Source organism: Tenacibaculum xiamenense (assembly GCF_964513065.1).
Classification (GTDB): Bacteria; Bacteroidota; Bacteroidia; order Flavobacteriales; family Flavobacteriaceae; genus Polaribacter; species Polaribacter xiamenense.
In genome coordinates, this window is sequence record NZ_CAZEQU010000038.1 from 56,286 (window position 1) to 81,851 (window position 25,566).

The following is a 25,566-nucleotide window of genomic DNA, read 5'->3' on the forward strand; positions in this document are numbered from 1 at the left end:
TTGAACTATTTTAAAAAGTTAATATCTATATTTTTAGAACTAAGTATTTCATTTTCTTTTGCTAAGTCGAACACAGTTTCACCAAATTCAGTAGTTATTGACTTTTTAGCGCCAATACTTAATAAGTATTCGATGATTTTTGTGTCCTTAGCTGACATTACTGCCTTATGTAGTACAGTTAAACCGTCACTATTTTTTGCGTTAATATCAAGATTTAAAGAACTAATTTCTTTGAGCAAATTAAGGCTATTTTTATCAATTGCTAAATGAAATAAGGTATTTTTACCAGCTTGTATTTTATTTAGGTTTAACCCATTGTTTACTAAAAGATCTTTCTTCTTTTTGAAGTCTTCTTTATAACGATCTCCATAACTCTCTATCAAATAATAAGCTAAAGAATTTCCTTTGGTGTCAATTAAGTTAATATCGCCGCCTTTGTCCAAAATAAATTTTACGATATCAGATGCATTTCCTGCAACTGAAGCTGTTAAAGCCGAGTTACCATCCTTATTCTTATGATTGATGTTTTTCGTTTTATTAGCAAAAAGACTAACAACCTCTAATGAATTTCTGTATGCAGCATGCATTAAAACAGAATTTCCTTCTTCGTTAACTTGATTCGGATTTACTCCTTTGTCTAAGAAATATTGAAGAGTTTTAAGATCTTTGTTTCCATAAGCTAAGTTATGTAAAGGAGTATTTCCATCCTTATTCACCACATTTACTTCTAAACCTAAACTTTCTAAGTACTTTAAATACTCTAGTGAGTTGTATCCTTTTCTTGATCCTCTGGTAGCTAAGAAAAGAGCATTTTCCCCCTTTTTATTTAACTTATCAATTGAGATACCTTTGGTTTTTAATTTATCCAGAAAGTCTTTGTTTCCACTTTTGGCTACATAATTAAAAATTCCATTTCCATCATGATCTCTGCTATTAATATCAATTCCTTTCGATACGAAGTAATCAATTAAAGAAAAATCTTTCAAGCTTCCAGAAGCTAATAAAAGAGCATTAGCACCATGTTCATCGGAGTCATTTTTAATATCAATACCATTTTCAATACATAAATCATAAATTTTAGTATTGTCTTTCCCTGTGGCAGCAGCAAATGTTGACACTGAGAAATTATGAGAATCTTTTAAGTCCATTCTTGCTTTATTTGCAATTAAATGTTCCATTAATTCAACATTATTGGCATAAGCAGCCCAAAAAACATAGGTTCTTTTGTCGTGAGTTAATTTGTTAACATCATTTCCTTTGATAGAAAGAAGGTGTTTTATGGCATCGTTGTTTGTTTTCTCTAGTATCGCATATACAACAGCATCGAATCCATAAGCATTTAATGCAGTTGGATTATTTCCCTCAGAAATTTTTTGCTTTACGGTTTGTACAGTCGGGTTTGTTTGCCAAAACTTGCGATCTAAAAATTCGTTCTTTGTTTGTGCAGCAATCATTCCTACACAAAAAATGAAAATAGCGGTAAGTTGTTTTCTGTTCATTTGGTAAAAGAACTATAATAGTTTATAAATTAATAAATGATTCTATAATTTGATTGATATCTTCCTCTTTAGATACTTTATCAGAAAATAGATGCTTGTATAAAGCCTTATTATCAACTTTTTTCTTTAATGATAAGTTTGTATTTCTTCCATATACGTCACTCCATTTGTTTCTTACAGTTTGCCATTTAGCAGAGTGAGAAGTCCACCAATCTTGAGCAGCTTTACATCTACTATCTGGAACACGTACATAAGTATTGTATCCTTTTTCATGAGCTAAAACAAAATCTTTCTCATTTGCCTTTCTCACAACTTTCTGATTGTCTTGATCATGTAGCCATCCATAATCAGTAATTTCGTGTCTGTTTCCTCTTACAGTTACGTTATAATCGCTTCTTTTAGTGTATTCACGTCGAGGTAATGGAGCATCTGTAGTACTTTCCCAGTAGCTTTTACCGTTTAAGTGTACCCAATGTCCAGAACCTTCATATCTTGGGCTGTCGTCCACTTGAAACACTTTTTGAGTCCATTGTTTCTTTACATCCTTTTTTGATTTGTTTTCATAAATCCAAACATTATCACCATTATACATGTAAAAATCTTGATTTTGATAAGCCCAGTCCTGACGCCAGTGCTTTACGATATGAGGTGATGCAGGGTTTCCTACTTGTAATAAATGTTGAATTGAAATTTTGTTGCTTTCATTTTCAACTAGTTGAGCCCATTCTAAAGCCTTGTCGGACTTAGTTTTTGACGGCTTATAAAGAGAGTCTTTACTATTATTGAAAGTTTCAGCAAAATTAAATGTAACCTCAAAGCATCCACACATTTTTTTTATTGCTTCTCTGTCTTTACTCTTTTGAGCTTGAACAGCACTGATAGAGAGTGCTAAAGCAATAATTGATAAAATACTTTTCTTCATTTGTTTCTTTATTTAGATTAAATATATTCGCAAAAATATAAAATTTATTTAGACCGATTCAAAATAACTTATATATTTGCATCAAAAAATTATTAAGAATGTTTCTAAATAAACTGTGTTTGACATCTATGTTATTCAGTGTTACGATGTTTTCTCAAGTAGATCTTGAAAAAAAGAAAGACACTATTAAGAATAACGATCTTGATGAGGTTATTGTAACGGCTACAAGGACCAAAAGACAGTTATCGTCAGTACCTATGCCAGTGACTTTGGTTTCAAAAAAGCAAATTCAAAGATCAGGTTCAGTCAGGTTAAAAGACATATTATTAGAACAAACAGGAATTACCATTGTACAGGATGTAGGTAACTCAGAAGGAGTTCAGCTACAAGGTGTAGCAGCAGACTATACTTTAATTATGATAGATGGAGTTCCAATCGTGGGAAGAGTTGCTGGAAATATTGACTTGAATAGAATTACAGTCAATAATATAAAACAAATTGAAATTGTGAAAGGGCCGTCTTCTGCGCTCTATGGTTCTGAAGCTATGGGAGGAGTTATTAATATAATAACGGAAAAACCTGTAAGAGAAAGTCTAGATGGCCAATTTCACGTTTTGACTCGTGGAGGTGCTAGAAATGAACTAGATGTAAATAGTAACTTTACTTATAGAAGAAACAAAATAGGGCTTGTTGCTGGGGTTAATTTAAACTCAAGTGGAGGTTTTGATTTAACTCCATTATCACTTTCCAAAACTGTTAATCCTCATCAAAATTATACTTTCAATTCGAGATTTTTATATGATATATCTGAATCGTTAGAGTTCGATTTATCTGGAAGATATTATAATCAAGAGCAGTATGTAGGTGATATAACCAATATCCAAACAGACTGGAACTTTAATGCATTATTGAAGCAGAAAATTTCAGATAGATGGGATGTAACCTATACTTTATATGGTACTCAGTTTAAAACTAAAAGCTCGTTTAACGGTGAATCAGCAGTAAACAAGAGAAGTTTATTAAGACCAGAAGTTCGAAGTACTTATCGTTTTGAAAATTCAAGTACAATAGTAGGTGGTTTTGGAGGAAACTTTGATAAGTTGGATAGAACTTCAATAAATGGTGAAAAAGAGTTTAAATCTTGGTATGCCTACGGACAGTATGATTTTAATCCAATATCTAAATTAAATGTAATCTTAGGAGCAAGGTATGAAGGAAGCGATAGTTACCAATCGGCATTTAGCCCTAAAATATCTACTAGTTACGAGTTAAACGATAGGCTTACTTTAAAAGGTTCGGTTGGATACGGATTTAAAATCCCAGATTTTAGACAGCTATATTTTGATTTTAGAAATGTAAATAGTGGTTATATAGTTTTAGGAACTTATACCATTCATAATCTATTCGGAGGATTAGCCAATTTAAGTGCGATTCCAAAAGAATTGAAAACGGAATCATCAATAGGATATAATTTTGGATTTCAATGGGAACCAATTGATGGATTGAAGGTAAATGTAAACGGTTTTAGAAATAATATAAAAGACCTGATAGATACATTTGATACACAACTTCCTTATGATGTTTTAGGGTTACCTCAAGGAACCAGAACATTTTCATATAGAAACATTAGTAGTGTGTTCACTCAGGGAATTGAGCTAGATCTTAACTACAGGCTAAACAAAAACTTTCGATTATTAGCTGGGTATCAATTTTTGGATACAGGAAGTAATGAAGATCTAGATAAAATTGAAGATGGAATATTTTACAGAGATGAAAATGGAATTTCTCAAGAGTTATTGTCATCCTCTTACTTTGGATTGCCAAACCGTTCAAGACACATGATTAATGCAAGGTTGTTCTACGATAATTTCGAGCATAAATTTTCTGTTAGTTTAAGAGGTACCTATAGAAGTGAATATGTGCCATTTGATACCAATGGTAACACAGTAATTGATGACTTCGATAACTTTGTAAAGCCACTTACCCAAATTAATTTAACTGTTAATAAAACCATATTTAACAACATTGATTTACAATTAGGTATTGATAATGTGCTAAACGAAACTGCCATTAATAATAAAGAGCTATTTAATTTCACTGATTCAAATGGAAATGTTATAGCGAATGATGCCTATTTGCAACTAGGGAGAACAATTTTTGGAAGAATACAAATAAACATATAAATACAAACAAAGGATTATACAATGAAAAATTTAAGAACAGTTTTAGGGAGTTTAATTATAGCTTTCGTTTTTGCTTCTTGTAGCAGTAACGAAAATCAAGAACCAGATCAACAACTTCAACCAGTTGAGAGTAAAAAAATAGAAAATTTACACGCTCCAGCGGAAGGAAGAGGTAATTATACAGGTCCTTTTACAAAGTTTAATTTTTCTGAAGGAAAACAAGTAGAAGGAGATAATTGGGATATCGCATTTAGAGCTACCGAGATTATTGTAAACGGAGGAGAGAAAGGTTTTTTATTAGAAGATATTGATAGGGTTCACGATGCTTCAATGGTGTTAGTTGAATCAACTTTTGCTGGAATCACCGAAGCACCAGTAGACTCAGAATTTAGACAGGACGCAGCAGATGCTCTAGCGGTTACAAAAGGTAGTGGAAATGGATGGTATACTTATAATTTCAGTTCACATCTTATTACCCCGACTCCTGGAAGAATATTAATTGTAAAAACACATGATGGACACTACGCTAAAGTAGAAATTTTAAACTACTATAAAGACGAGGATACTTCATCAGAATCAAAATATTTCACCTTTACTTATACATACAATCCTAATAAAGGTGATAAAGCACTTCAGTAAGTATATTTATTGAATTTTGTTAGTTTTTGTTACGTAGAATAGCCTAATCTGGAAGATTAGGCTATTCTTTTTTAAAGCAAAAAACAGAAGCTTTTATAACCTCCGTTTTATTCGTTTGTTTTGTAACAATTACCTCGTATAATCTATTGCAATATCTAATTTAATAATAGCCGTAGCACCTCCTTGAGAAATATTTTGATCTATTGATTTTCTCAATTTTAAAGAATTCGAGGTTAGTTCAATAATTTCAAGGTCTCCATCACCAATATTTGTAAAAGAACTAATTTCATCAGGTAAATCAACTTCAACTAGCTCTCCGTTTGAAAGGATTAAAAGATTGTCTCTAAGTTCCCAATCTACAACACTTGTGGTGTTACCTATAACATAAGTGTCTTGCGTTGTTTGTCCATTAGAGTCAGATTGTTGTACGCTAAGATCATACGATCCAGAATAGTTTGCCTTATTTGGGTTTTCAGTAAAAGTAGTAGTCGCATCAATGTTAATAGCTCTACCTTCAAAGTTTCCGGTATATAGAGATATTGTGCCATTTGAAACATCAAAGTTTCCTGAATAGGTATAACTCGCTAAATTCCATTCTCCAAGGAGATCATCTGAGTTATAATTAATATCTTCATCAGATTTTGAACAGCTCATCAAGACTGTCATAGAGATTAACATTATGAAACTCTTTAAAAATGTTTTTTTCATATTATTTTTTAATTTAATGATTTAAAATACGCCGAAAAAGAGTACGATTCTATATTTATTGAGGGATAAAATATATCATAGCAGCTTTTTTTGGTTTTACAAAGTTATCATTTTTAGTGAAATATGTGGTTTCGGCTGGTTGTTTTTTTTAAAATAAGGATAAAGTACTTGTAAGAAACAGAATTAATTTTTGGTTTATTGGAAAAATTTAAACTCTGATTTGTCCTTATAAGTCTAATATAAAGCTTTGCATGTTGCTTATATTCGTAAACTCTATTAAATATTCTTGAAACTAATCAATTGATAAGAATGAAAAAGATAATAACTATTTTATACATTTTTATAGCCCTTATGAGTTGTAGAAAGGAAAACCAAAATCTAAAAATGTTACTGGCTACAGATGAAGTTCCTAAAGATATACCAATAGACTTTAAATATGGTTTAATTCCTGAAAATAAGCTAATCCATAAAGGGGCATTCAGTCCTAATTTACAAGAATATTATTATACAATTTCCGATAAGAATTTTGATAATTTTGATGTACATGTAATTAAAAAACTAGAAAAAGGTTGGTCTGAACCTGAAAAGGCATTTTTTGACAGTGACCATAATGAACATGGAATGAGTTTTTCCCCAGATGGAAAAGTACTTTATTTTAGTTCAACCAGACCTGTCGGTATTGAAAAGGTTCTTTCTACTTGGCATATTTGGAAATCGGAAAAAGTTAACGGGAAATGGACTAGCCCGACTTTTGTCGATATTCCGAATTTAAGAGATAAATTAGTTTCACACCCTGTAATGACAAATAATGGTAATTTATTTTTTCATGTGAGTAATTTAGATTACAGTGAAATGGATATTTATTATTCGAAAGAAGAAGGGAGTCATTTTAGGGATGCTGAAAAGGTTTCGTTTTCCAACATCGAAGATCAGAGAAAGTGTACCCCATATGTTTCTCCTAATGAAGATTTTCTAATTTATGCGGCAATTGGAAGTCAACTTGATTTATATATTAGTTTTAATGATGGGAAAGGAAATTGGGGAGAACCGAAAAAATTAAACGATCGAATCAACGATTCGGGACAGGGAAATCCTTATGTTACACCAGATAATAAATATCTATTTTTTACGATTGGAAAGCATGAAGACAAAAATTGGAAAGTGAAATGGGTTAATATTGAAAATGAGTTACGATAAAGTTAATTAAAATGAGCCACATGTTTGTAAGAAAAGTTTTGGTAATAATCTTAGTATTCGCAATTGTAAGTTGTAAATCAAGTAGAGTTGTTTCTCTAGAAGAAAGGAATGTATTATTCATTGGAAATAGCCTTACTTATTATAATGATATGCCCCAAATCCTTCAACAGATGTTAAATGAAACTGATTCGAAAATTAAGGTTGATCAAATAACGAATCCAGGACAATCATTATCAGGACATTTATCTGATATCATAGTTTCAAGAACAGAGAATGGAATTAGTGTAAGAAAAAAGGCAGAACATGAACTCACAGAAACTGAGAAAAAAATAAAGGGGAAAAGTTGGGATATTATAATACTTCAAACAGGAACTGTTGCTGTCATGATTCCTGAAAATAGAAGATTAAAAACTGCTATAGCTATTTCGGAGATTAAGGAGCTTGCAATTAATCCTAAATGTAAGTTTATTCTTTTTAATACATGGCCATCAAAAGATGAGTATCCGAAGCAATATTGTTACCCATCTCAGTTTATAGATCATGCTATTAAAAAAGAGAAGTGTTGTTCATTGATAATGGAAAATTTGGAAGACGAAATCAAATTAATAAACAATTCATACGATGAAATTTCCAAGGAGCTAGGACTGTTAAACTCGGATAATGGGAATAAGTTTTATAGAGTTTTAAAAGAATACCCAGAAATAGAGTTATATGAAGATGATTCTCATCCCAATAAATATGGAGCTTTTTTAAACGCATGTATCTTTTATCAACTTTTAACAAAAAGAAAACCGTCCGATTTAAAATTTATTGGAGAAATTGAACCCAAGAAAGCCGATTTTTTGAAGAGAATATCAGAATAAGAGAAAATCAATGCTAAGAAGTACTAATCATAGATGTTTTGAAAATAAATGTCATACCAGAAAGCTGAATAATATTATCAAAATCTATAAATAATTTTGTATAGTATTTGTAATAATTGATTTTAACCAATTAATCATTATTGTTGCTCGATAAGGCGTTAGGAGAAAGTAAATGTTAATTAGACAAATGTCCTTTCTAAGGGGGGGGTACTGCTGTACTTTGTAAAAAAATAAAGAACAAATTATGAAGCAAGTTTTAATAATCAATTTAAACTAGCAACGCTTGAGTTTTGCGGTATTAGTCCTGTAAATTTCACCTATATTTCTACAATCACTGGTTCTAGTGAAGAATTCAGAAAAACGTGGCTAGATAAGGTATATCAATTAGGTGCAGACCTAAAATAATTACTGTTAGTACGACATAATTAGCTCGTTAAATTAAAAGATTAATATTCGAATGATGTTTATTAATTAGAAATATTCTGTATTTGATAGAAAACAAATGCAGAATATTTTTATTTAAGGAAATAAGAAACATGACATAAAAGAAATTCTTTAGATTTCTTATGCTTAAACGAAGCATGCATTTTATGAAAATATTAAAAAAACTTAACTAAAGAAGTTATTCTAAAATCGCAAATTCGTAGTGTGAGTAATGATATAAATTGTCATAAAAAAAGAGCATAAACAAACCCACTAACAACTATTAAGAATTATATGAAATTACAGAAAGAAACGAATATTGAATTTGAAAAAATTGCAATAAAAAGAATTGATAAATTTCCTGACAGACCAACTATAATTTTTTTGCACGATTCTTTAGGATGTATAAAATTATGGAGAGACTTTCCCTTTAAATTGGGTGAACTTACGAAATGTAACGTTCTTGTTTATGATCGCCAGGGATATGGTGAATCTTGTGGGTTCTCATATTCTAAAAGGAACAATTATTATATGGAACAGGAGGCGGATATACTTTCGGAACTATTAGACTTTTGGCAAATTGATGACGCTATTCTTTTTGGACATAGTGATGGAGGATCAATTGCTTTGATAACAGCTGGAAAGTATCCAGAAAAAATTCGAGGAGTAATTGCAGAAGGAGCGCACATTTTTGTAGAGGATATTACTATCAAAGGAATTGAAGAAGCTATTCAACTCTATAAAACCACTAATTTAAAATCAAGGTTGGAGAAATATCATGGAGCTAAAACAAACGAAATGTTTTGGGCTTGGGCTTTTACATGGACAACAAAAGAATTCAGAAACTGGAATATTGAAGAATTTTTAAAAGATATTCAATGCCCCTCCCTTATAATTCAAGGTGGGGAAGATGAATATGGAACTTTAAAGCAAGTAACCGAAATTGTTAGACAAACAAAAGGGGAGTCAACTCAATTGGTTTTATCAGGAGTTAAACACACACCGCATAAAGAAGTACCAGAAATAATTTTTGAAAGAGTGAGCAGGTTTATAGATCAAAAAATGAGGTAAAAAAAGTGACACTTAAATGACTGAAACGACTTAGTCTTGAGAAAAATGTTCTTCAAAATTAGAAATAAAATCGTGCAGATATTTTTTTGATTTATCTGAGTTACGATATACTAAATAATGCGTTCTCTTTAGTCCATTTTTACCTATTTGTTTAAACATTATGTCGTTCGAAAGCTTGAATGAATTTATAGCCCACTTGGGCATACATATAATTCCCATATTGGCTTGAACCATTTCTAATGCAACTTCTGTGAGAGGAATGGCAGAAATCTTCTTTGGAGTTATTTTATTAGGTTTTAAAAATTGCTCATATACAGAAACGGTTTCTAAAGGAAAAGAATGAATTATTAAGTGGGTATTCTCAAAATCGAAAGGTTCTATAATTTTTTTTTCACTCAAAGGATTCTCTTTGTGTATTATGGCAAAAATTTCATCTTCATATATTTCTATACTTGATATAGTATCACTTGAAGGTTTTGTTGTAACCAAGGCAATGTCAATTTCATTTGATAAAATTTTAGGTATAGGTTGATGAGTCGCTTCAAGAATTAAATCAATATTAATTTCAGGATATAACACCGCCATTTTTTGGATAAAAGAAGCGAGTCCTTGATAAAAACTGTAACATTCTGTACTTACCTTAATTGTTCCAGCAGATCCATTTTGCAACTGTTTAATATTCTGGAAACCGATATCTATTTTTTCAAGTATTTCATTGCCTAGTTTATAAAGTTCAGAACCTTCATCTGTTAGTTTCCATTTATTGCGAGATCTGATAAAAACCTTAAAGCCTAGCCTTTCTTCGAGATCTTTTAATTGATGACTTAAGGCTGATTGAGTTAAAAATAGTTTTCCCGCAGAATTAGCGATGCTACCTTCATCGACAATGGTTTTTATTAATCTAAAATACTTGATTTCCATAGAAATCAAAGTTAAGGTTTTGTAGTTAATAGATTAATTGAAAAAAAATCACATTTACATTAAAAAGGATCAATCTATCGATGTAAAAATGCTTTGGTGTTACCCTTAATTTTGACAAAAACTAAATTTAATATCATGCAGAAACAAGAAGTTAGTTCGGTGAATAATTTATTGAAAGCAATACATACCTATTTTGAAGCCATTCATTATTGCGATACAGAAAAATTGAATAAAGTATTTCATAAGAGTTCAAGTCTTTTTGATGTAGATGGTGAAAATGTCTTTGTTGAACCAATAGAAAGCTTTAGCAATGATGTTGGAGGAAGAATATCACCAGCGAGTACAGGACAAGATTTAGAAGCAGAAATTTTAATGATAGATTGGTTATCACCAAAGTGTGCGACTGTAAAAATTAGAATCAGAGCACATCAAAACATATTTGTTGACCATTTGGGATTTGTTAATGGGGATAATGGATGGCAAATAGTTTCAAAAATTTGGCATTTAGAAACTATTATAAAGTAACAGAAAAGCACCTCGAAAGAGGTGCTTTAATTTATATGGTCTAATTGAATTAGCTCAATTTTTCAGCTAAATATTTTGCTGTGAATGATTTTTCATTCTTAATCAATTCTTCAGGAGTACCTGAAAAAATAAGATTACCCCCTTTTTTACCACCTTCAGCACCAAGGTCAATAATATAATCGGCACATTTTATAAGTTCAATATTATGTTCAATGACGATAATAGAATGCCCTTTTTCTATTAATGCATTAAAAGAATTCAAAAGCTTTTTAATATCATGAAAATGAAGCCCCGTCGTAGGTTCATCAAAAATGAACAATGCTTTATCTTTTGTATTCCCTTTAACCAAGAATGAGGCAAGTTTAATTCTTTGAGCCTCTCCACCTGATAAAGTAGAAGACGACTGTCCAAGTTGGACATAGCCTAATCCTACATCCTGCAACGGCTTTAGTTTTCGGGCGATTCGAGTCTCATTATGAAGCGTAAAAAAGGCCACGGCATCATCAATGGTTAGGTTAAGAATATCATCAATATTTTTCCCTTCAAAATTAACTTCTAAGACTTCTTTTTTGAAACGCTTTCCATTACAAGCTTCACATTCCAAATGAACGTCAGCCATAAATTGCATTTCAATAGTAACTTCTCCTTCACCTTTACAAACTTCACATCGTCCTCCTTCCACATTAAATGAAAAATGCTTCGGTTGATAGTTTCTTATTTTAGATAACTTCTGAGAAGACAATAATTTTCTAATATCGTCGTAAGCCTTGATATAGGTTACTGGATTTGACCTTGAAGACCTACCAATAGGGTTTTGATCGATAAACTCTACATGCTTCAAGAAATCGTAACTTCCGTTAACATCAGAATGCTGACCAAGTTTGTCGCCATAACCTATTAGTTTTTTCTGCATGGCCGGATATAGAATCTTTTTTACCAGAGTACTTTTTCCACTTCCAGATACTCCTGTAATAACCGTTAGATTATTTAAAGGAAAAGAAACATCAATATTTTTCAAATTATTTTCCCTAGCACCAATAACATTTATCATGTCCTTGGAAGCCCTTCGCTTCTTTGGAAGCTCAATATTTAATCTTTCAGATAGGTATTGCGATGTTAAAGATTCTGATTTTAAGATATCTTTAAAAGTACCCTCAGCAACAACATTCCCTCCATAAGTTCCCGCCTCAGGGCCAATATCAATAATATAATCGGCCTCTTTCATGATGTCTTCATCATGCTCAACAACAATTACAGTATTTCCAAGGTCTCGAAGATTTTTTAGAACTTTGATAAGGCGTTCTGTGTCTTTCGGATGCAACCCAATACTTGGTTCATCTAAAATATACATTGATCCTACCAAACTACTACCTAATGAAGTTGCTAAATTAATACGTTGGCTTTCTCCTCCTGATAGGGTGTTTGAAGTCCTGTTAAGTGTTAAATAACTTAATCCAACATCTCTTAAAAATTGCAATCTACTGTTAATTTCGGCGAGAAGTCTTTTACCAATTTTTTCTTCATGAGTAGATAGTTTGATGGAAGCAAAATAATCGGCTAATTCATCTAAAGGAAGTTCAACCAGTTCTGAAATGGTTTTTCCGTACACTTGAACATAATTGGCTTCTTTCCTCAAACGTTTACCATGGCACTCAGGACAAGTAGTTTTTCCTCGGTATCGAGAAAGCATTACCCGATTTTGAATTTTATAGCTTTTTTCTTCTAAGGTTTTAAAAAGATGATTGATACCTTTAAACCTTTTTGTTCCATTCCAAACCAATTCTTGTTGTTCTTCAGAAAGTTCAAACCAAGGTTTATGTATGGGAATTCCAAATTCTTCTGCATGAAGAATGAGGCTATTTTTATATTTTTTATAACTATCTGTTTTAAAAGGGAAGATGGCATCTTCATAAATAGATAAACCCGTGTTCGGAATTACAAGTTCTTCATCAATACCAACAACACTTCCATATCCTTCGCAAGTAGGGCAAGCACCATAAGGATTGTTAAAACTAAAAAAATGAGTGTTGGGTTCTAAAAACGTAATTCCGTCAAGCTCGAATTTATTGCTAAATTCAGCTGTGTTTTCAGTAGATAGGTTATGAATTTGACAAATTCCTTTCCCTTCAAAAAAAGCAGTCTGAACGGCATCACCTAATCGATTGTAAAAATCTTCTTCATGTTTAACCACAATTCTATCAACAACCAAGAAAAAATGGTCTCCACTAAAATCATTAATAGGAAAATCATCAATTCTATAGACAGTTTCCTTATATTTTAAACGGGCATACCCTTGTTGTTTTAATACCTGTAAAACTGTTTCTAACTTTCTGTTTTCGTTAATAGAAATAGGAGCAAGTAACAATAACTTTGTCCTTTCTTCAAACTCTTTAACAAAGTTAATTACATCAGTTACCGTATGTTTTTTAACCTCTTTACCAGAAATAGGAGAGTAGGTTTTACCAATACGAGCATACAATAATTTGATATAATCGTAAATTTCAGTGGATGTTCCTACTGTAGATCTTGGATTGGTAGAGTTCACCTTTTGTTCAATAGCAATTGCAGGAGCAATTCCCTTAATATAATCTACCTTAGGTTTATGAAGTTTTCCTAAGAACTGTCGGGCATATGAAGACAAACTTTCCACATAACGTCTTTGACCTTCAGCATATAAAGTATCAAAGGCTAAAGAAGATTTTCCCGAACCAGAGAGTCCAGTGATAACAACTAATTTATTTCTTGGGATTACAACATCAATATCTTTTAGGTTATGGAGCTTGGCCCCTTTTATGATGATATTTTCCTTAGGGTTAACCTTAGAAATGTCTTTTTTCATTTGTTTGTTTTTGCTACCTTCAATTATCAGTTGTGGATACTTATTTTAAAATATAAGCTTCTGAATTAGAGATATAATTAAAATAAAAATGTATGATCCACACGCTCTAAAAAATGAGGCATAAAAATACGGCTTTATTTCATATGAATAAAAAGAAGTTTTGAGGATATTGCATAAAAAAAGAACACCTATTTCTAGGTGTTCAAAATTATTTTATGGACATAAAACTAATTAACTGGCTCTAGTTCTTCTTCTTGAGCAGCAACCGCAGAAGCAAGTTGCTCTAAGTTTTCAGGAGCCACTAATTCTACTTTTTGATTTCTTAATCTAATCCACTCCTTTCCGTTATAAAAAGAATAGTTAGCTACACCAGATTTCCAATCTTTATCTAAAAATAACTGAAGAGTTACGTTTTTCTGCTGAGGCACAATTGGAATAAAAGGGTTAAAACCTTCGGCATTAACTAATATTTGATAAGTTCCTAATAAAGGAGAATACTCACCATTAATGTTAGTGGCTACATTTACAGGAGGATTTGTTGCTTGTGTAATATTTCCAGCTCCGTGAACTGTTTTTCTTACAACATCAACAACAAATTGAAGTTTGAAAGTGTAACCTCCGCTTAATCCATTTCCTATTACATATGGACCAGCTTGAAAAAGACCGATGTTATTCTTATTAGACATAGTTAATTATTTAAAATTTTATCCTTACTCATAAGGCTTTTCGGGGGAACGCCTCGTTTTTTTAGTAGTTTCTGAACTCTACTGGTTAGTTTATTTTAGAAAACATTATAGCGCTAAAAATGGTTTTCTTGATATAGCTTTTATCACTATATAGAACAAATTTAAATAGTAACTATCTGAAAAACAATACCTAAGCTACCTGAAAGATAGGTGAGGGGTTTTCCCAAATAACTTCAGGGGAAACCATCAAGGATTTTTCCTGTTACAAATGAAGAGTTAAATTTAAGATAACCTTTATTTAGTTAGTATATTCTTAAATATAACAATGGTAGTATTAAAAATTCTCTATACTATAATAAATAGCATTCGGAATATTTTGTAAATGGATTAAACAAGTTAAATATAAGAAAGAATGAAGAAAGAGCATGTCAATACACGGTGTGAGAAATAACTAGGCTTTTTGATCAACTAAACATATTATTAATGGAAATTAAATTCTTTATTACCCAGGGAAAAATTCTATTGTTACATTGCTCTTTTTGTCAGAAGAAGATAGGTTTATTATAAAAATTCGTTGAGAGTTCCATCGAGCTCTAAATTGAAATTTGTTATTAGGAATAGGTTTCAGGTTTTTGATTTTTCTCATATGTTCTGGAATGTCTTTATTATCAGTGTTTAATGCAACAGGAACAATTGAGTCGATTCCAAAAATACAGTAAATTAAACTTTCTTCAGTGCTTTTACTATTTAAACGAATTGTAGCTAAATTACTTGGAGTATATTCGACAGATTGAAATTGGTCTAGAATTACTTTTCCAGCATTTATAATTGTGGTATCTGCATTATAAATTGGTGAATATAAACCTACTTGTATAGTTCCATTATTATTAGATAAGTTTGTTGTTTGGTGAAACCCATTTTTAGCATATTGCCAAAAAGTATAATTTACTTGGGTGCCTACAGGGGTTTTTAACAACGTATCCCATTTAGACGAATAAATCGATATTTGATGAGATTCGTCATTTTCAACTTTTACAGACCAAATAATAGGACTGGGAAGGTTTAGATAGGTTTTAGCATGATCAAATTTCTTAAGGTGAGTAATTCCATTTATGTTTAGTTTTAATAGTTTTACTCTTTTGAAAGAGAGTGAAATACCTGTTAGGAAAAGCCCTACCAGTATATAGCTATAATGGTAGGGTTTTAATTCAAATTTATTGTAATCTAACTTCAAAATTTGCATTTTTATCAGAAGAAGCATTCACGATAAAAATTGTTTTATTGTGGTAGTTTCTTTCTTCTGCTTCGTATTCATTACCAGTGAACTTTGCATTATCAGAATTAATGAGAGCTTGCCACTGTTCTGGAACATCATCTTCATCAGTATTTAAAAATACAGGGTAAGGTTTTTCTGAACCGACAAATACAAGTGCTAACGAATTGACAGTTGTGTCACTTTTAATAGTTAATGTTTGTTTGCTGGATCCAGATTTTCCTTTAATAGATTGAAGTGTGTTTACTTTTTGAAAGCTACTTGTTAGTTTATGATCGACTTTCCCAGTAATACCAAACCATCCAGTTTTGAAATTGTGGTCTTCTTCTCCTGAGGTGTTTTGAATTTCAACATAATTACCTTCGGAATCGAAAATGAAAGGATATGGTACAGATCCTCCTTCTGATAATGTTTTCTTCTTTGAAAAGGTACTGGACTTAATGCTGAATTTAACAGAAGAGTCATCCTTAGGCTTAATAGTAAAAACATTATACCCATCAGGACGATCATTTGTTTTAGCTTCATCTCCTTGTTTTAATAAAATTGGCTTTTCGTTTTTTTTTAACTTCGTTGGAGTCAGGGTATCATTACTCATGATTTTAAGTTTTAAAAATTAATTCCTTACTCATAAGGCTTTTCGGGGGGCGCCTCGTTTTTTTAAGTAGTTTCTGAACTCTACTGTTTTGGTTAGATTATGAAAACATGGATAGCGCAATATGTTTTCATTATGGTAATTTTAGATTACCACATCAAAATTTTGATAGTTCAAAGTTCATTTATTTTTACCTGAAAAAATATATCAAGCTATATCATGTTGAATTTTGAAAAAGAGGGTGTTAGGTTTTGGGAGGGAGGTTTTTATAATAAAACAAAAATCCCCTTCATGAGAAGAGGATTTTATATTTTAAAAGGTAGTTTTTAGTGTGTTTTTTCTAGTTGTAAACTCACTTTTTCTTCTGTAATATTAGCCGAGTTAACGTTAAAAGGCATCCAATTTTCTTTTTCTAAGTCAAAGTAGTTTTCTAATACGGCTTCCGCGGTCCATAACGCTCCTTCAATCCAACCTTGAAATATTGAATATCCTTCTCCCACAACATAAATATTATCAAATTTTTCCGAAACGCCTTCGATATGATATGGACGCATGGTATTCCAATATTCTTTTGAAACATCTACGCCAACATTCCAGAAATTAACTCCACCACCATATGGAGCAACTCCCCAGTCCATACACGCTCCGGCTTCTGGAAGATTAATATTAGATAAATCAATCGTCTCTCCCTTACTTTCTGCTACTTTTTGAACGAAATTTTTGAATTGTTCATGAGCTGTTGAAAATAGCGGGTGGTTTTGTTGGAATTTGACATTGTCAGTTCCGAAACTATTTCTAATGAGTGGCATAACTTCAGCATAACTTGATTGACCTATTTCAGTATAAGCATCACCAAAAATACCTGTATCAATAATACCTCCAGATTCTTTTGATAAGAGTCCTGCCCAGTATCCAGGATTTAAATCGTCATCATATGATATTTGTAAAACAGCATATTTTTTTTCTTGAGGACCTTCCATCCAATATCTATGGATATAAGTTCCAAAGTTATAAATTTGACGCAACGGTAAATCGGTTGTCATTCGAGTATACTGATCTATTTTTCCAACATAGTTTTCCCACCAACCTTTATCATTTTTAAGTTCATACATTAAGTAAATTTTTAAAAGAGGTATTGGGGTAACTTGTTTTAATCGTTGGTTAACAGTTTTAATAATTTCTTCTTTCTTGTAAATACCTTCGTTATTATTGAAAATACCTTGTTTCCCACCAATTAATTTTTTTGCTACTACTGGAGGAACAGCTAAAACAACAGCATCTGAATTGTATACTATTCCGTTAACATTAACGATATAGTTATCGTTAGTATAAGTTATGTTCTGAACAGCAGAAGCTCTATGAATACACGACGGATCTAATTTGGAAATTAGGTACTCTAAGGTAGCAGGAATGGATCTTAAACCACCAGCCAGAGTTTTATATTTAGGGTCTCCAGCAAAATCTAAACCTACAATTGATGAAGCAGTGGATGCGTTCCAACTTGCGGGTACAGTATCATAACCTCCAGCATCTGTAAAAAGTTTAAAGTATTGATTGGAAATGTTCCCGTTTTCAGGCGAGTTAAAGTTACCACTTGTGTTTATAACATCTGAAAATCCAAATTTGTACAAATCTTGTTGTTCACCTTGAATAGGAATTTTTCTTTTTAAGGTATTACTTACAAATTGAAAAAGAGCATCTTTTCTATCGCTGTTATTTGGTAGTTGATTTTTATCAATTAGAGGGCGCTCATCGTTTTCAATGGCATTACGCATTGGTCCACTCATACCATCCTCGGAGTTGATTAATTTCTTTTCTTGGTCTTCAAGCTTATAAGGAACGTACCCATCTTTATAAACACCATATTTTTCCTTATTGTTTAAATCTTCTGTTTTTTGAACAAAACCTCTTAAATAATGCCAGTTTTCTGGTTTATCTGTAGGGAAATCTACCTTTGTAAGACCTAAATGCAAGTAATCGGCTTTGTTATCTTTCTCTTTGTATTTTTCTAGCTCCTTGCTTAGCTCATCAACTAAACTCAACGTATATGTTTCATATGATTCCTGACTTGGTAATCTCATTCCTCCTAGTTCACAATGTGTTGGAGAGATGTTTTTTGGATTGAGAAGTTCACCGTTATACTTACCCTCTAAGAGATTTTCTGGAGAAACTGTCATTAAACGCCCTCCAACGTGCTCTGTTGCTTCGAACAATGTTACTTTCTGACCATTTTTTAATAAACGCCATGCAGTGTATAATCCGGATACACCACCACCTACAATAATTGTATTTTTATTATTGTTTGCTCTTTCTTTCATTTTTTATATTATTTAATAGTTATAGATCATTTTTATATACTGCTATGAAATCAATTAGCAGTATTTTTCATAACCTAAAACTCGTAATAATTATCTGAAAAAAATATTTCACCGTATATCATACCCTTTTTAAGAAGAGTATTAATGAGGGCTACAGGAGAAAAATGTTAAAATAAAAATCCCCCTCGCAGAAGGGGGAAAGGAGGTTATATTATCGTTTTTCTGGTTCGAAAATGATTAAACGGATCTTCTGAATAGTTTTCTTTTATCTTGATTAGTTTATCATAGCTATCAGCAAAATAAGTTTTAGTAGGAATAGAGCTATCTTTAAAACTTATAAAAGCACCAGAGGTATTTGGAATATCGAAATCTCTACAAACTTCTATCCAATCTAACGCCCTGTTAGTATAGTCATATAACGTATTGTCTTGGAAATTCTTTATTTTTTCTTCGATATATTTTTTCATAGCAGGATCCATGTTTGCATCTAAAGCTTCCCACCAACATTGATATTGAATAGTATATTGTTTATCGTTATATGGAAAAGCACTATTGGTCTCAGGATGATTCTTATAAAAATCGCCTGTAATAGCTCCTAAAGTAATATAAGAAGTAATGGTGTTTTTTCTGTTATGCTCGTTTAATAAGAAAGAGCATAAACTTTCAATTAACTTTTGATGTCCGTTTTTACCATGCGCATTTAAACCATCATGATCTACCAAGCGAGAGGTTATTTTATGTGGAGCAGGAAGATCTAAATCTGGTTGTAAAGGAGTACCCATTAATAAATCATGACCTAATAAGGCAGTTCTGATTTCATTAAAAGATTCTCTATCCCATGAACTCATTAAATTTTCACCGTAATTACTTTTGTTTTTGAAATCAGCACCTGTTGCAGGTTCTATCGTTAGCATATCCTCAGAAACGGCAAGTACCCCTGTAAAGTTGGATTGAATATATTTTCTTAAACTATCTTCATTTCCTTCCCAATAACCATTAAATTGACAATTTAAATTAATGGTTTTATAAGGAACAGGAGTGTTTTCATTCCAAGATCTTGCACTCATTTTTAAGTTTGTACCAATAAGTTGAGGCGAGTTAATTGGTTGAATAAGCTCTTCCCATTTTTCCAATACCGCAAGAGCAGGAACATCTCCCACAACTTCATCAGGATTGATGCTACTATATGGATTCCAAACAATATTGAATCGGTGTAATACTTTGGGTAATTCGAATGTTTTAATTCTGAGCTCCGTTACTATTCCGTAACTCATTCCGCCTCCACCTCTTAATGCCCAAAGCAAATCTGGAACCTCACTGTTTTTTTCATCGAGTTCTAAAAATTCTCCATTACCAAGTAAAATCGTAGCTCCAACTAGACGTTCGCAGCACATACCATATTTACGAGTCCATGGACCCCAGCCACCACCCATGGTGAACCCAGCAATACCAACAGTAGCGCAAGTACCATGAGGAATCATCACATCTTGGTCAGCAAGTCTTGAGGTAAGATCTTTGAAGCGAATACCTGGACGGATGTAGGCAATTTTGTCACCATCAACATTTTTAACAAAGACCTTTTCATTATCATGTTCAGGGTAGTTCATTTTTGAAACATCAATAAGAACTACATTCGTTCCAGTACACTCTCCTTCATGATCATGCCCTCCAGCTCTTACTTTAAATGGAAGTTTATTATTTTTTGCTGCCTTGAATGTATTTTGAACATCTTCTGGACTTTCACAATAAACAATAACAAAAGGATTGAATTGGAGTCTCCTATTGAAAATACGGCTATTTTTAAAATGTTCGTAAACATTATCCAAGCTTCCCCAGTTTGTGGATACCGTTACATTTACTGGTAAAGACTTTTGAATTTCTTTTAAAAAATTATCAATGTTTTCTTTTAGTAATTTATTTACTTCTTCTTGAATATCGGTTTTCATAGATATTGTAATTTAAGGATTAAAGCTTAAAAATACCTTTTGTTAGACCTCTCATTTAAAAGAGTTCTTTAAGCGATTAAAAATTCGATTTAAGTATATAAAAAAGGGGTATGAGTGAGATTCTAAAATGAAGAAAGAGTATTTTAAAAGATACTCTAATATTCGATCTAATAAAAAAGAGGCGAACTTAACTTTTTAAGTGACCTCTTTTTCGTTTTAAGGAGTTAAACTTGTAATATTAACTTAAGTTAGGGTAAAAGAAACTTAAGATTTCCGTTGGGTTTTTCGAGTTAGACATAGTAGCTCTTGCATTGACAGCTTGTATGTCGTCTAAATTATTAAGCCATGCAACTGCTTCCTGACAAGCGGACTGTAATCCACCTTTATTCGTTCCTTTAGAAGTAAATTTATACGAGGCAACTGGTTGATTACTAGAGTCACAAATGACTTCCGCTTTGTCGAAAAAAATAACAGCATGAGCATTTTCACTTCGGCGATCATCTTGAACCACTTTATAGGTTTTTCTTTGTTCACTCGTTAAAGTATTAATAAAGTTAGCCACTTTATCATTATTTGGACTTCCTGTTTCGATAATTTTAAAATCCCATTTGGTATTCTTAGACATAATTTTAAGTTTTTAGTTTTCCTACTCATAAGGCTTTTCGGATTACGCCTCGTTTTTTAAGTAGTTTCTGAACTCTACCAAGTTTTTTGTATTATACTTTATTGTTCAAATAGAAGGCTTAGCCATTAACTGTGAAATAACCGTTTGCTGGATGTCCGCTTCTGTCCTCAACCTTTGCACCAACAATAATAGGAGCATCTTTTGGTGATAAACTCGCCTCAGCCTTATTTTTACCAATCAATGGACAGCTCATGTAAAATCCTATTTTTACCTTTTTACCATTGGAAATAGTTTCAAAATAGGCTGTTCCTTCTGCTCCCTTTGAGGTACCACCAACATCGTTGAGGTCGAACCTATAAGTTGCTCCAGGCTCAATAGTAGAGGGAGGATCAAGTTTGATATTGTGCCAGTTTCCATCGATAATATTATCGCTTGAAAAAATTAATGGCTTAGAGGTATTATTTGTTACGTTAAAATGACAACTGAAATTAGGCATAATTTTAAGTTTTTAGTTTTCCTACTCATAAGGCTTTTCGGATTACGCCTCGTTTTTTTAATACCATTAGTTGTTTAAAATTGTAAATGATATAAGTAGTTTCTGAACTCTACTGTTTGATTAGATTAGGTTTTGAAAACTAATACTAGCGCCAGTGGTTGTTTTCTGAGGTAAAACTACTGGTTAAAAGGATGAGGAAAGAGTTGTATGTTGCGAATACGGGATTTTATGTTGTAAAAACCGATTTTTATGTTGTGAATAGCTTTTGATCTGTTTTGAAGAGCGGGAGAGATAAGAAAAACTAAGAGGATTCATCCCCTTATTAAATTTTTGATGATTACTTTAAATGATTATTCGTAATTGATAATAAAACGAAATTGTCAACTTGAACTCGTTTCAGATTCTCATCATAAACATTTGCTTCATAGTATGATGGGATTCCGAAATAAATTCGGAATGGCGCAATATCGTAATAATGACCTTAATGGATAATCAAATTATTTCATAAGAAAACTAAAACTTATTTTAAAATGTCAAACTTTTTAATAGTGTCTTTGTACTTATCACTAAAGGACAGAATATGGTTTTTTCTTAAAGTTATTGAATGATCTGTAAGCGAAAATTCTTCAACCATACCTAAATTCACTACGAATTTTCGATGTACCTGTTTAAAAATAGTATTGTTAATGTACTTTAGTATTTTACTCAGTGAAATTTGTATGACAAAGCTTTCTTTTTCCGTTACTATGGTACAATATCTATTTTCAACTTCAATATAAATAATGGTTGATAGCTGTACTTTTTTTAGCGAGTCTTTCTTTTTAACAAACAAAAAATCATCACTTATTACGGTATTTTCTTGGTTTCCGGCGAACACATTAGGTTGCTCGTAAAACTTTTCAATTGCCATTTCAATGACGTATAAAAGCTCCAGTTCATTAAAAGGCTTTAATAGATAACGAAAGGGCTTGGTTAATTTGGCTCGTTCAAAAATGGAACGATCTTTTGAACCTGTTAAAAAAATAAAAGGTTTTAAGGAGTTGGGTACCGTCGAAATGGTTTCGGCAAAGGTAATTCCTTCGGGATTTTCACCTAAAAAGATATCTACAATTACTAAATCTACTGGTAATTTATAAAATAGGGTTAAAGCTTCCTGATATGTTTCAGCGATAGCCAAAACCTGATACCCATTTTTTTCTAAAGTTTCTTTTAGTTCACTTGAAATTTCGGGGTTATCTTCAATAATTAAAATATTAATTTGATCCATGGATTGAGGGTTTAGGGAAACAAATACTAAATTTTGAACCTTTGTTAGGAGAGCTTTCAATAAAAAGCTCTGCGTTGTTCTTTTTTATGAGTGATTTACATAAATGAATGCCTAAGCCAGTACCTAGTTCATTTTGATTTTTCTTTTTGTTTAGTAAAGGACTTTCTTTTTGTAGTTCAACGATAGTTTCTTTATTCATCCCAATTCCCGAATCTTCAATAACAAATTCCTCAAATAACTCAGAAGAAGTATTATAAATTTTAATAGTTCCTCCTGAATTAGAAAATTTAATGGCATTATCTAACAAATTTCTAATAATGATTTTTAAAGAATCTAAATCTGCCAAAACAAAACTGGAAGGTTGTACAAAGTTTTCAAAAGTCAATTCTTTGCTGTCAAACAAGGGTTGGTAATTAAAAGAAACTTGATTTACTACAGAATTAAGATCCAGCGATTCTATATGAAAATACAATTGTTCGGTTTGCATGGTTGCCCAGTTTAGCAAATTGTCTAATAAATTATAGGAGCTATTGGCAATAGCGGCATTTTTAACGATAATACCTCCTAAATCCTGATAATTCTTGTCTTGAATTTTACCAAGTAAAGTAGCATTACTTTTTTTCATAAGGTTCACGGAAGAACGTAAATCATGACTTACTACCGAAAAAAGTTTGTCTTTGGTTTGATTTAAAAGCGCTAATTCTTCTTTTTGAGATGAAATAATTTTATGCGATTTGTTTTTTTGAACAAATGAATAGACACCAACTATTAATAGTAATAATAATAGGACAGAGGCTACAATAAAACCATTTCGTTGAGCCAATTTAGTTTTGTTTTCTAAAGCTAACAAATCAATTTCTTTTTGTTTTTCTTGTTCTATTATTTTTTTTTCTAATTCATATACCTCTTGAAGCTTTTCCGGATCGAAAATAGAATCCTTCCATCTTTTTTCCTCTTTCAAATATTCCAAAGCTTTTTCGAAATTTTTTCTGTTTTTTTCGACAATAGACATATTTTTGGCAGTTTTCCTTTTCAAATCGTAGCTACTGGTTTCAAGAGCTAAATTATAGGCTTTAGTAAAATAGCGTATTGCAATAGCATCTTTATATTGCTCGTAATAGAGATTGGCTATGTTGTTATAAGCTTCGGTAAGTTCTATTTTGTTTTGATTTTTTTCTATGAGGTTCAAATATTTAGATAAATAGCTGTTGGCATTTTCGTAATCTTTAAGATGTATATAGCAAACACCAATATCATTTAGAAGAGAGGTTTCTTTGATTTCATCAAAGAAAGAAAGTTTTTTAGTTTCTATTTGTTTAAAATAACTAAGTGCCTCTTTAAAATTATTTTTTTCAAGAGCAATTCCTCCCAAATTATTTATTACTTTATAAAAAAATGGAAATTGTTTGGGTATTTTTTTAAATAGCGCTTTTGATTCCTTGAAGATACTTTTCCTCATAAAACTATATCCTCGCATATAGTGATAGTAACTAAAAATAGCTGAGTCATTTTTGTTTAAAAGGGCTTTGGAAGAGTTTACCAAAACAGAATCCCATAGCCCAGTTTTAAAATATTGACTAGTAGTTTTTAATAACTTTTTTTTATTGCTTAAACTATCTAGCTTTTGAAAAAAATAGGTGTGTTTTTTTATTTTTATTTCTTGTGAAATTAAAACGCAACAATACAACAACGATAGTAATACTAGCGTTTTTTTAAAAAACATAAAATAAGTTTTATTTAAAAATTAGTCTTTCGTAGTTTTAACTGTTGTTTCAGTTCCTCTAGATGTTTCAGGGTCTATATCCCACAAGAAAACTTGAGCTTTAGAAATTTCTTCGAAACCAATTCCTTGTGGTAATGAGATATCATTTTCTTTAACGATGAATCTTATTGTGTAGGCATTAAATTCTCCATAACTCTGATATTTTTCAGGATATTTTTCAATAGGAAACTTAGTGTATAGGTCTTCGGTATTATGAATAAAAGACTGAACTTTTGGTTTTCCTTTACTATTTATTGAAAAAATAGAGGATACATTAATATATTCAAACTTTTCTTCTTCTTTTAGTTCATTTATAGGGTGTTGTTTTGGAATAAATACAAGAGTTTTAATATTTATTCCATGAAACTTTTTAGTCCTATAAGCCTCTACCATAGTTGGTAGTGGTTGATTAAAATTATTTGGAAAGTAAATATGTCCACTGTATTGAATAGAAACTATTTTTGTGGGTACAATATCACAAGGAGGTTTTTTAATAACGTATTCAAAATGCTTCTTAGTTATCTGATAGGCATTGCTTTCTATTAACATAAATAGTGTTTTTATAATTAAGTATGGTTAAGGTAAAAATACTGATATGAGATTAAAAAACAAATAAAAATACTTATTACATGTTTGTTCACCATTCAAATTTAGGTAAGCTATTCTTCTTTATTTAATTAAGGAAGAGAGCCTTTAAAACTTAATATTTTCATTTAAAAATTGCATGTAAAGAAAAGGTGATTTCTTAAATAAAATTTAAAATATATTTGCATTTCATTGTAAAAAAAGCAATATTTGTAACAGTTTATAA

Annotated in this window: 21 protein-coding genes; 6 read left to right on the forward strand and 15 right to left on the reverse strand. The window is 31.4% G+C overall.

The genetic code is table 11. From position 1 onward, the window contains the following. Window positions 1–5: 5 nt before the first annotated feature. Together ACKTTV_RS17290 and ACKTTV_RS17295 are read right to left on the reverse strand one after the other, a co-directional pair. Window positions 6–1,499 carry an ankyrin repeat domain-containing protein gene (locus ACKTTV_RS17290; RefSeq protein ID WP_408032124.1) on the reverse strand — a complete coding sequence of 498 codons (1,494 nt, stop codon included), beginning with the start codon at window positions 1,497–1,499 and terminating at the stop codon, window positions 6–8. Between the two features lie 22 nt (window positions 1,500–1,521). Beyond that, entirely contained in the window at window positions 1,522–2,421 is a 900-nt protein-coding gene (locus tag ACKTTV_RS17295) for a DUF6607 family protein (RefSeq protein ID WP_408032125.1), read from the reverse strand. Window positions 2,422–2,549: 128 nt separating this feature from the next. On the opposite strand from ACKTTV_RS17295, the gene ACKTTV_RS17300 reads away from it, so the two are divergent. Together ACKTTV_RS17300 and ACKTTV_RS17305 are read left to right on the forward strand one after the other, a co-directional pair. Continuing rightward, window positions 2,550–4,604 (forward strand): TonB-dependent receptor plug domain-containing protein, encoded by a 2,055-nt coding sequence (locus ACKTTV_RS17300; RefSeq protein ID WP_408032212.1) that lies wholly within the window; start codon window positions 2,550–2,552, stop codon window positions 4,602–4,604. 21 nt (window positions 4,605–4,625) lie between these two features. Continuing rightward, window positions 4,626–5,243: an HmuY family protein gene (locus tag ACKTTV_RS17305; protein WP_408032126.1), complete on the forward strand. Its 618-nt coding sequence runs from the start codon at window positions 4,626–4,628 to the stop codon at window positions 5,241–5,243. Between the two features lie 129 nt (window positions 5,244–5,372). Here ACKTTV_RS17305 and ACKTTV_RS17310 read toward each other — a convergent pair whose 3' ends face one another. Beyond that, complete coding sequence (locus ACKTTV_RS17310) at window positions 5,373–5,951, reverse strand: hypothetical protein (protein WP_408032127.1); 579 nt, start codon at window positions 5,949–5,951, stop codon at window positions 5,373–5,375. A 309-nt stretch (window positions 5,952–6,260) separates the two neighbouring features. Between ACKTTV_RS17310 and ACKTTV_RS17315 the strand changes: the two genes are divergently transcribed. The 3 genes from ACKTTV_RS17315 to ACKTTV_RS17325 all read left to right on the forward strand — a co-directional run bounded on the left by ACKTTV_RS17315 (window position 6,261) and on the right by ACKTTV_RS17325 (window position 9,505). Continuing rightward, window positions 6,261–7,148: a TolB family protein gene (locus tag ACKTTV_RS17315; protein ID WP_408032128.1), complete on the forward strand. Its 888-nt coding sequence runs from the start codon at window positions 6,261–6,263 to the stop codon at window positions 7,146–7,148. A gap of 20 nt (window positions 7,149–7,168) precedes the next feature. Continuing rightward, complete coding sequence (locus ACKTTV_RS17320) at window positions 7,169–8,011, forward strand: SGNH/GDSL hydrolase family protein (RefSeq protein ID WP_408032129.1); 843 nt, start codon at window positions 7,169–7,171, stop codon at window positions 8,009–8,011. Between the two features lie 717 nt (window positions 8,012–8,728). Then, window positions 8,729–9,505, forward strand: a complete 777-nt coding sequence (locus ACKTTV_RS17325) for an alpha/beta fold hydrolase (protein ID WP_408032130.1) — start codon at window positions 8,729–8,731, stop codon at window positions 9,503–9,505. Between the two features lie 30 nt (window positions 9,506–9,535). On the opposite strand, the gene ACKTTV_RS17330 is transcribed toward ACKTTV_RS17325, so the two are convergent. After that, window positions 9,536–10,426 (reverse strand): LysR family transcriptional regulator, encoded by an 891-nt coding sequence (locus tag ACKTTV_RS17330; protein WP_408032131.1) that lies wholly within the window; start codon window positions 10,424–10,426, stop codon window positions 9,536–9,538. 135 nt (window positions 10,427–10,561) lie between these two features. Between ACKTTV_RS17330 and ACKTTV_RS17335 the strand changes: the two genes are divergently transcribed. Next, window positions 10,562–10,951: a nuclear transport factor 2 family protein gene (locus ACKTTV_RS17335; RefSeq protein ID WP_408032132.1), complete on the forward strand. Its 390-nt coding sequence runs from the start codon at window positions 10,562–10,564 to the stop codon at window positions 10,949–10,951. Between the two features lie 49 nt (window positions 10,952–11,000). Here ACKTTV_RS17335 and uvrA read toward each other — a convergent pair whose 3' ends face one another. From uvrA to ACKTTV_RS17390, 11 genes are all read right to left on the reverse strand, one after another. After that, complete coding sequence (uvrA, locus tag ACKTTV_RS17340) at window positions 11,001–13,790, reverse strand: excinuclease ABC subunit UvrA (protein WP_408032133.1); 2,790 nt, start codon at window positions 13,788–13,790, stop codon at window positions 11,001–11,003. A 227-nt stretch (window positions 13,791–14,017) separates the two neighbouring features. Then, window positions 14,018–14,476, reverse strand: coding sequence for a DUF1842 domain-containing protein (locus ACKTTV_RS17345; protein ID WP_408032134.1), 459 nt, complete (start codon window positions 14,474–14,476; stop codon window positions 14,018–14,020). A 502-nt stretch (window positions 14,477–14,978) separates the two neighbouring features. Beyond that, window positions 14,979–15,719 carry a hypothetical protein gene (locus tag ACKTTV_RS17350; protein ID WP_408032135.1) on the reverse strand — a complete coding sequence of 247 codons (741 nt, stop codon included), beginning with the start codon at window positions 15,717–15,719 and terminating at the stop codon, window positions 14,979–14,981. Then, window positions 15,691–16,344: a hypothetical protein gene (locus ACKTTV_RS17355; RefSeq protein ID WP_408032136.1), complete on the reverse strand. Its 654-nt coding sequence runs from the start codon at window positions 16,342–16,344 to the stop codon at window positions 15,691–15,693. Before ACKTTV_RS17355 ends, ACKTTV_RS17350 begins: the two co-directional genes overlap by 29 nt. A gap of 323 nt (window positions 16,345–16,667) precedes the next feature. Beyond that, window positions 16,668–18,659, reverse strand: a complete 1,992-nt coding sequence (locus ACKTTV_RS17360) for an FAD-dependent oxidoreductase (RefSeq protein ID WP_408032137.1) — start codon at window positions 18,657–18,659, stop codon at window positions 16,668–16,670. Window positions 18,660–18,865: 206 nt separating this feature from the next. After that, window positions 18,866–20,605, reverse strand: coding sequence for an FAD-dependent oxidoreductase (locus tag ACKTTV_RS17365; RefSeq protein WP_408032138.1), 1,740 nt, complete (start codon window positions 20,603–20,605; stop codon window positions 18,866–18,868). 238 nt (window positions 20,606–20,843) lie between these two features. After that, window positions 20,844–21,230: a hypothetical protein gene (locus ACKTTV_RS17370; protein ID WP_408032139.1), complete on the reverse strand. Its 387-nt coding sequence runs from the start codon at window positions 21,228–21,230 to the stop codon at window positions 20,844–20,846. Between the two features lie 118 nt (window positions 21,231–21,348). Further along, on the reverse strand, window positions 21,349–21,726 hold the full coding sequence (locus ACKTTV_RS17375; protein WP_408032140.1) for a hypothetical protein: 378 nt from the start codon (window positions 21,724–21,726) through the stop codon (window positions 21,349–21,351). A gap of 520 nt (window positions 21,727–22,246) precedes the next feature. Further along, on the reverse strand, window positions 22,247–22,993 hold the full coding sequence (locus ACKTTV_RS17380; RefSeq protein ID WP_408032141.1) for a LytR/AlgR family response regulator transcription factor: 747 nt from the start codon (window positions 22,991–22,993) through the stop codon (window positions 22,247–22,249). Next, the gene (locus ACKTTV_RS17385; protein ID WP_408032142.1) at window positions 22,980–24,716 is read right to left on the reverse strand and encodes a tetratricopeptide repeat-containing sensor histidine kinase; all 1,737 of its coding nucleotides are present in this window, start codon (window positions 24,714–24,716) and stop codon (window positions 22,980–22,982) included. Before ACKTTV_RS17385 ends, ACKTTV_RS17380 begins: the two co-directional genes overlap by 14 nt. Before the next feature lie 21 nt (window positions 24,717–24,737). After that, window positions 24,738–25,304, reverse strand: coding sequence for a hypothetical protein (locus ACKTTV_RS17390; protein WP_408032143.1), 567 nt, complete (start codon window positions 25,302–25,304; stop codon window positions 24,738–24,740). Window positions 25,305–25,566: the final 262 nt, after the last annotated feature.

What these genes read in the sequence shown, in the direction of transcription:
- ACKTTV_RS17290 (WP_408032124.1), bottom strand. Translation starts at nt 1,499, where the DNA reads ATGAACAGAAAACAACTTACCGCTATTTTCATTTTTTGTGTAGGAATG.
- ACKTTV_RS17295 (WP_408032125.1), bottom strand. Translation starts at nt 2,421, where the DNA reads ATGAAGAAAAGTATTTTATCAATTATTGCTTTAGCACTCTCTATCAGT.
- ACKTTV_RS17300 (WP_408032212.1), top strand. Translation starts at nt 2,550, where the DNA reads ATGTTATTCAGTGTTACGATGTTTTCTCAAGTAGATCTTGAAAAAAAG.
- ACKTTV_RS17305 (WP_408032126.1), top strand. Translation starts at nt 4,626, where the DNA reads ATGAAAAATTTAAGAACAGTTTTAGGGAGTTTAATTATAGCTTTCGTT.
- ACKTTV_RS17310 (WP_408032127.1), bottom strand. Translation starts at nt 5,951, where the DNA reads ATGAAAAAAACATTTTTAAAGAGTTTCATAATGTTAATCTCTATGACA.
- ACKTTV_RS17315 (WP_408032128.1), top strand. Translation starts at nt 6,261, where the DNA reads ATGAAAAAGATAATAACTATTTTATACATTTTTATAGCCCTTATGAGT.
- ACKTTV_RS17320 (WP_408032129.1), top strand. Translation starts at nt 7,169, where the DNA reads ATGTTTGTAAGAAAAGTTTTGGTAATAATCTTAGTATTCGCAATTGTA.
- ACKTTV_RS17325 (WP_408032130.1), top strand. Translation starts at nt 8,729, where the DNA reads ATGAAATTACAGAAAGAAACGAATATTGAATTTGAAAAAATTGCAATA.
- ACKTTV_RS17330 (WP_408032131.1), bottom strand. Translation starts at nt 10,426, where the DNA reads ATGGAAATCAAGTATTTTAGATTAATAAAAACCATTGTCGATGAAGGT.
- ACKTTV_RS17335 (WP_408032132.1), top strand. Translation starts at nt 10,562, where the DNA reads ATGCAGAAACAAGAAGTTAGTTCGGTGAATAATTTATTGAAAGCAATA.
- uvrA (WP_408032133.1), bottom strand. Translation starts at nt 13,790, where the DNA reads ATGAAAAAAGACATTTCTAAGGTTAACCCTAAGGAAAATATCATCATA.
- ACKTTV_RS17345 (WP_408032134.1), bottom strand. Translation starts at nt 14,476, where the DNA reads ATGTCTAATAAGAATAACATCGGTCTTTTTCAAGCTGGTCCATATGTA.
- ACKTTV_RS17350 (WP_408032135.1), bottom strand. Translation starts at nt 15,719, where the DNA reads ATGCAAATTTTGAAGTTAGATTACAATAAATTTGAATTAAAACCCTAC.
- ACKTTV_RS17355 (WP_408032136.1), bottom strand. Translation starts at nt 16,344, where the DNA reads ATGAGTAATGATACCCTGACTCCAACGAAGTTAAAAAAAAACGAAAAG.
- ACKTTV_RS17360 (WP_408032137.1), bottom strand. Translation starts at nt 18,659, where the DNA reads ATGAAAGAAAGAGCAAACAATAATAAAAATACAATTATTGTAGGTGGT.
- ACKTTV_RS17365 (WP_408032138.1), bottom strand. Translation starts at nt 20,605, where the DNA reads ATGAAAACCGATATTCAAGAAGAAGTAAATAAATTACTAAAAGAAAAC.
- ACKTTV_RS17370 (WP_408032139.1), bottom strand. Translation starts at nt 21,230, where the DNA reads ATGTCTAAGAATACCAAATGGGATTTTAAAATTATCGAAACAGGAAGT.
- ACKTTV_RS17375 (WP_408032140.1), bottom strand. Translation starts at nt 21,726, where the DNA reads ATGCCTAATTTCAGTTGTCATTTTAACGTAACAAATAATACCTCTAAG.
- ACKTTV_RS17380 (WP_408032141.1), bottom strand. Translation starts at nt 22,993, where the DNA reads ATGGATCAAATTAATATTTTAATTATTGAAGATAACCCCGAAATTTCA.
- ACKTTV_RS17385 (WP_408032142.1), bottom strand. Translation starts at nt 24,716, where the DNA reads ATGTTTTTTAAAAAAACGCTAGTATTACTATCGTTGTTGTATTGTTGC.
- ACKTTV_RS17390 (WP_408032143.1), bottom strand. Translation starts at nt 25,304, where the DNA reads ATGTTAATAGAAAGCAATGCCTATCAGATAACTAAGAAGCATTTTGAA.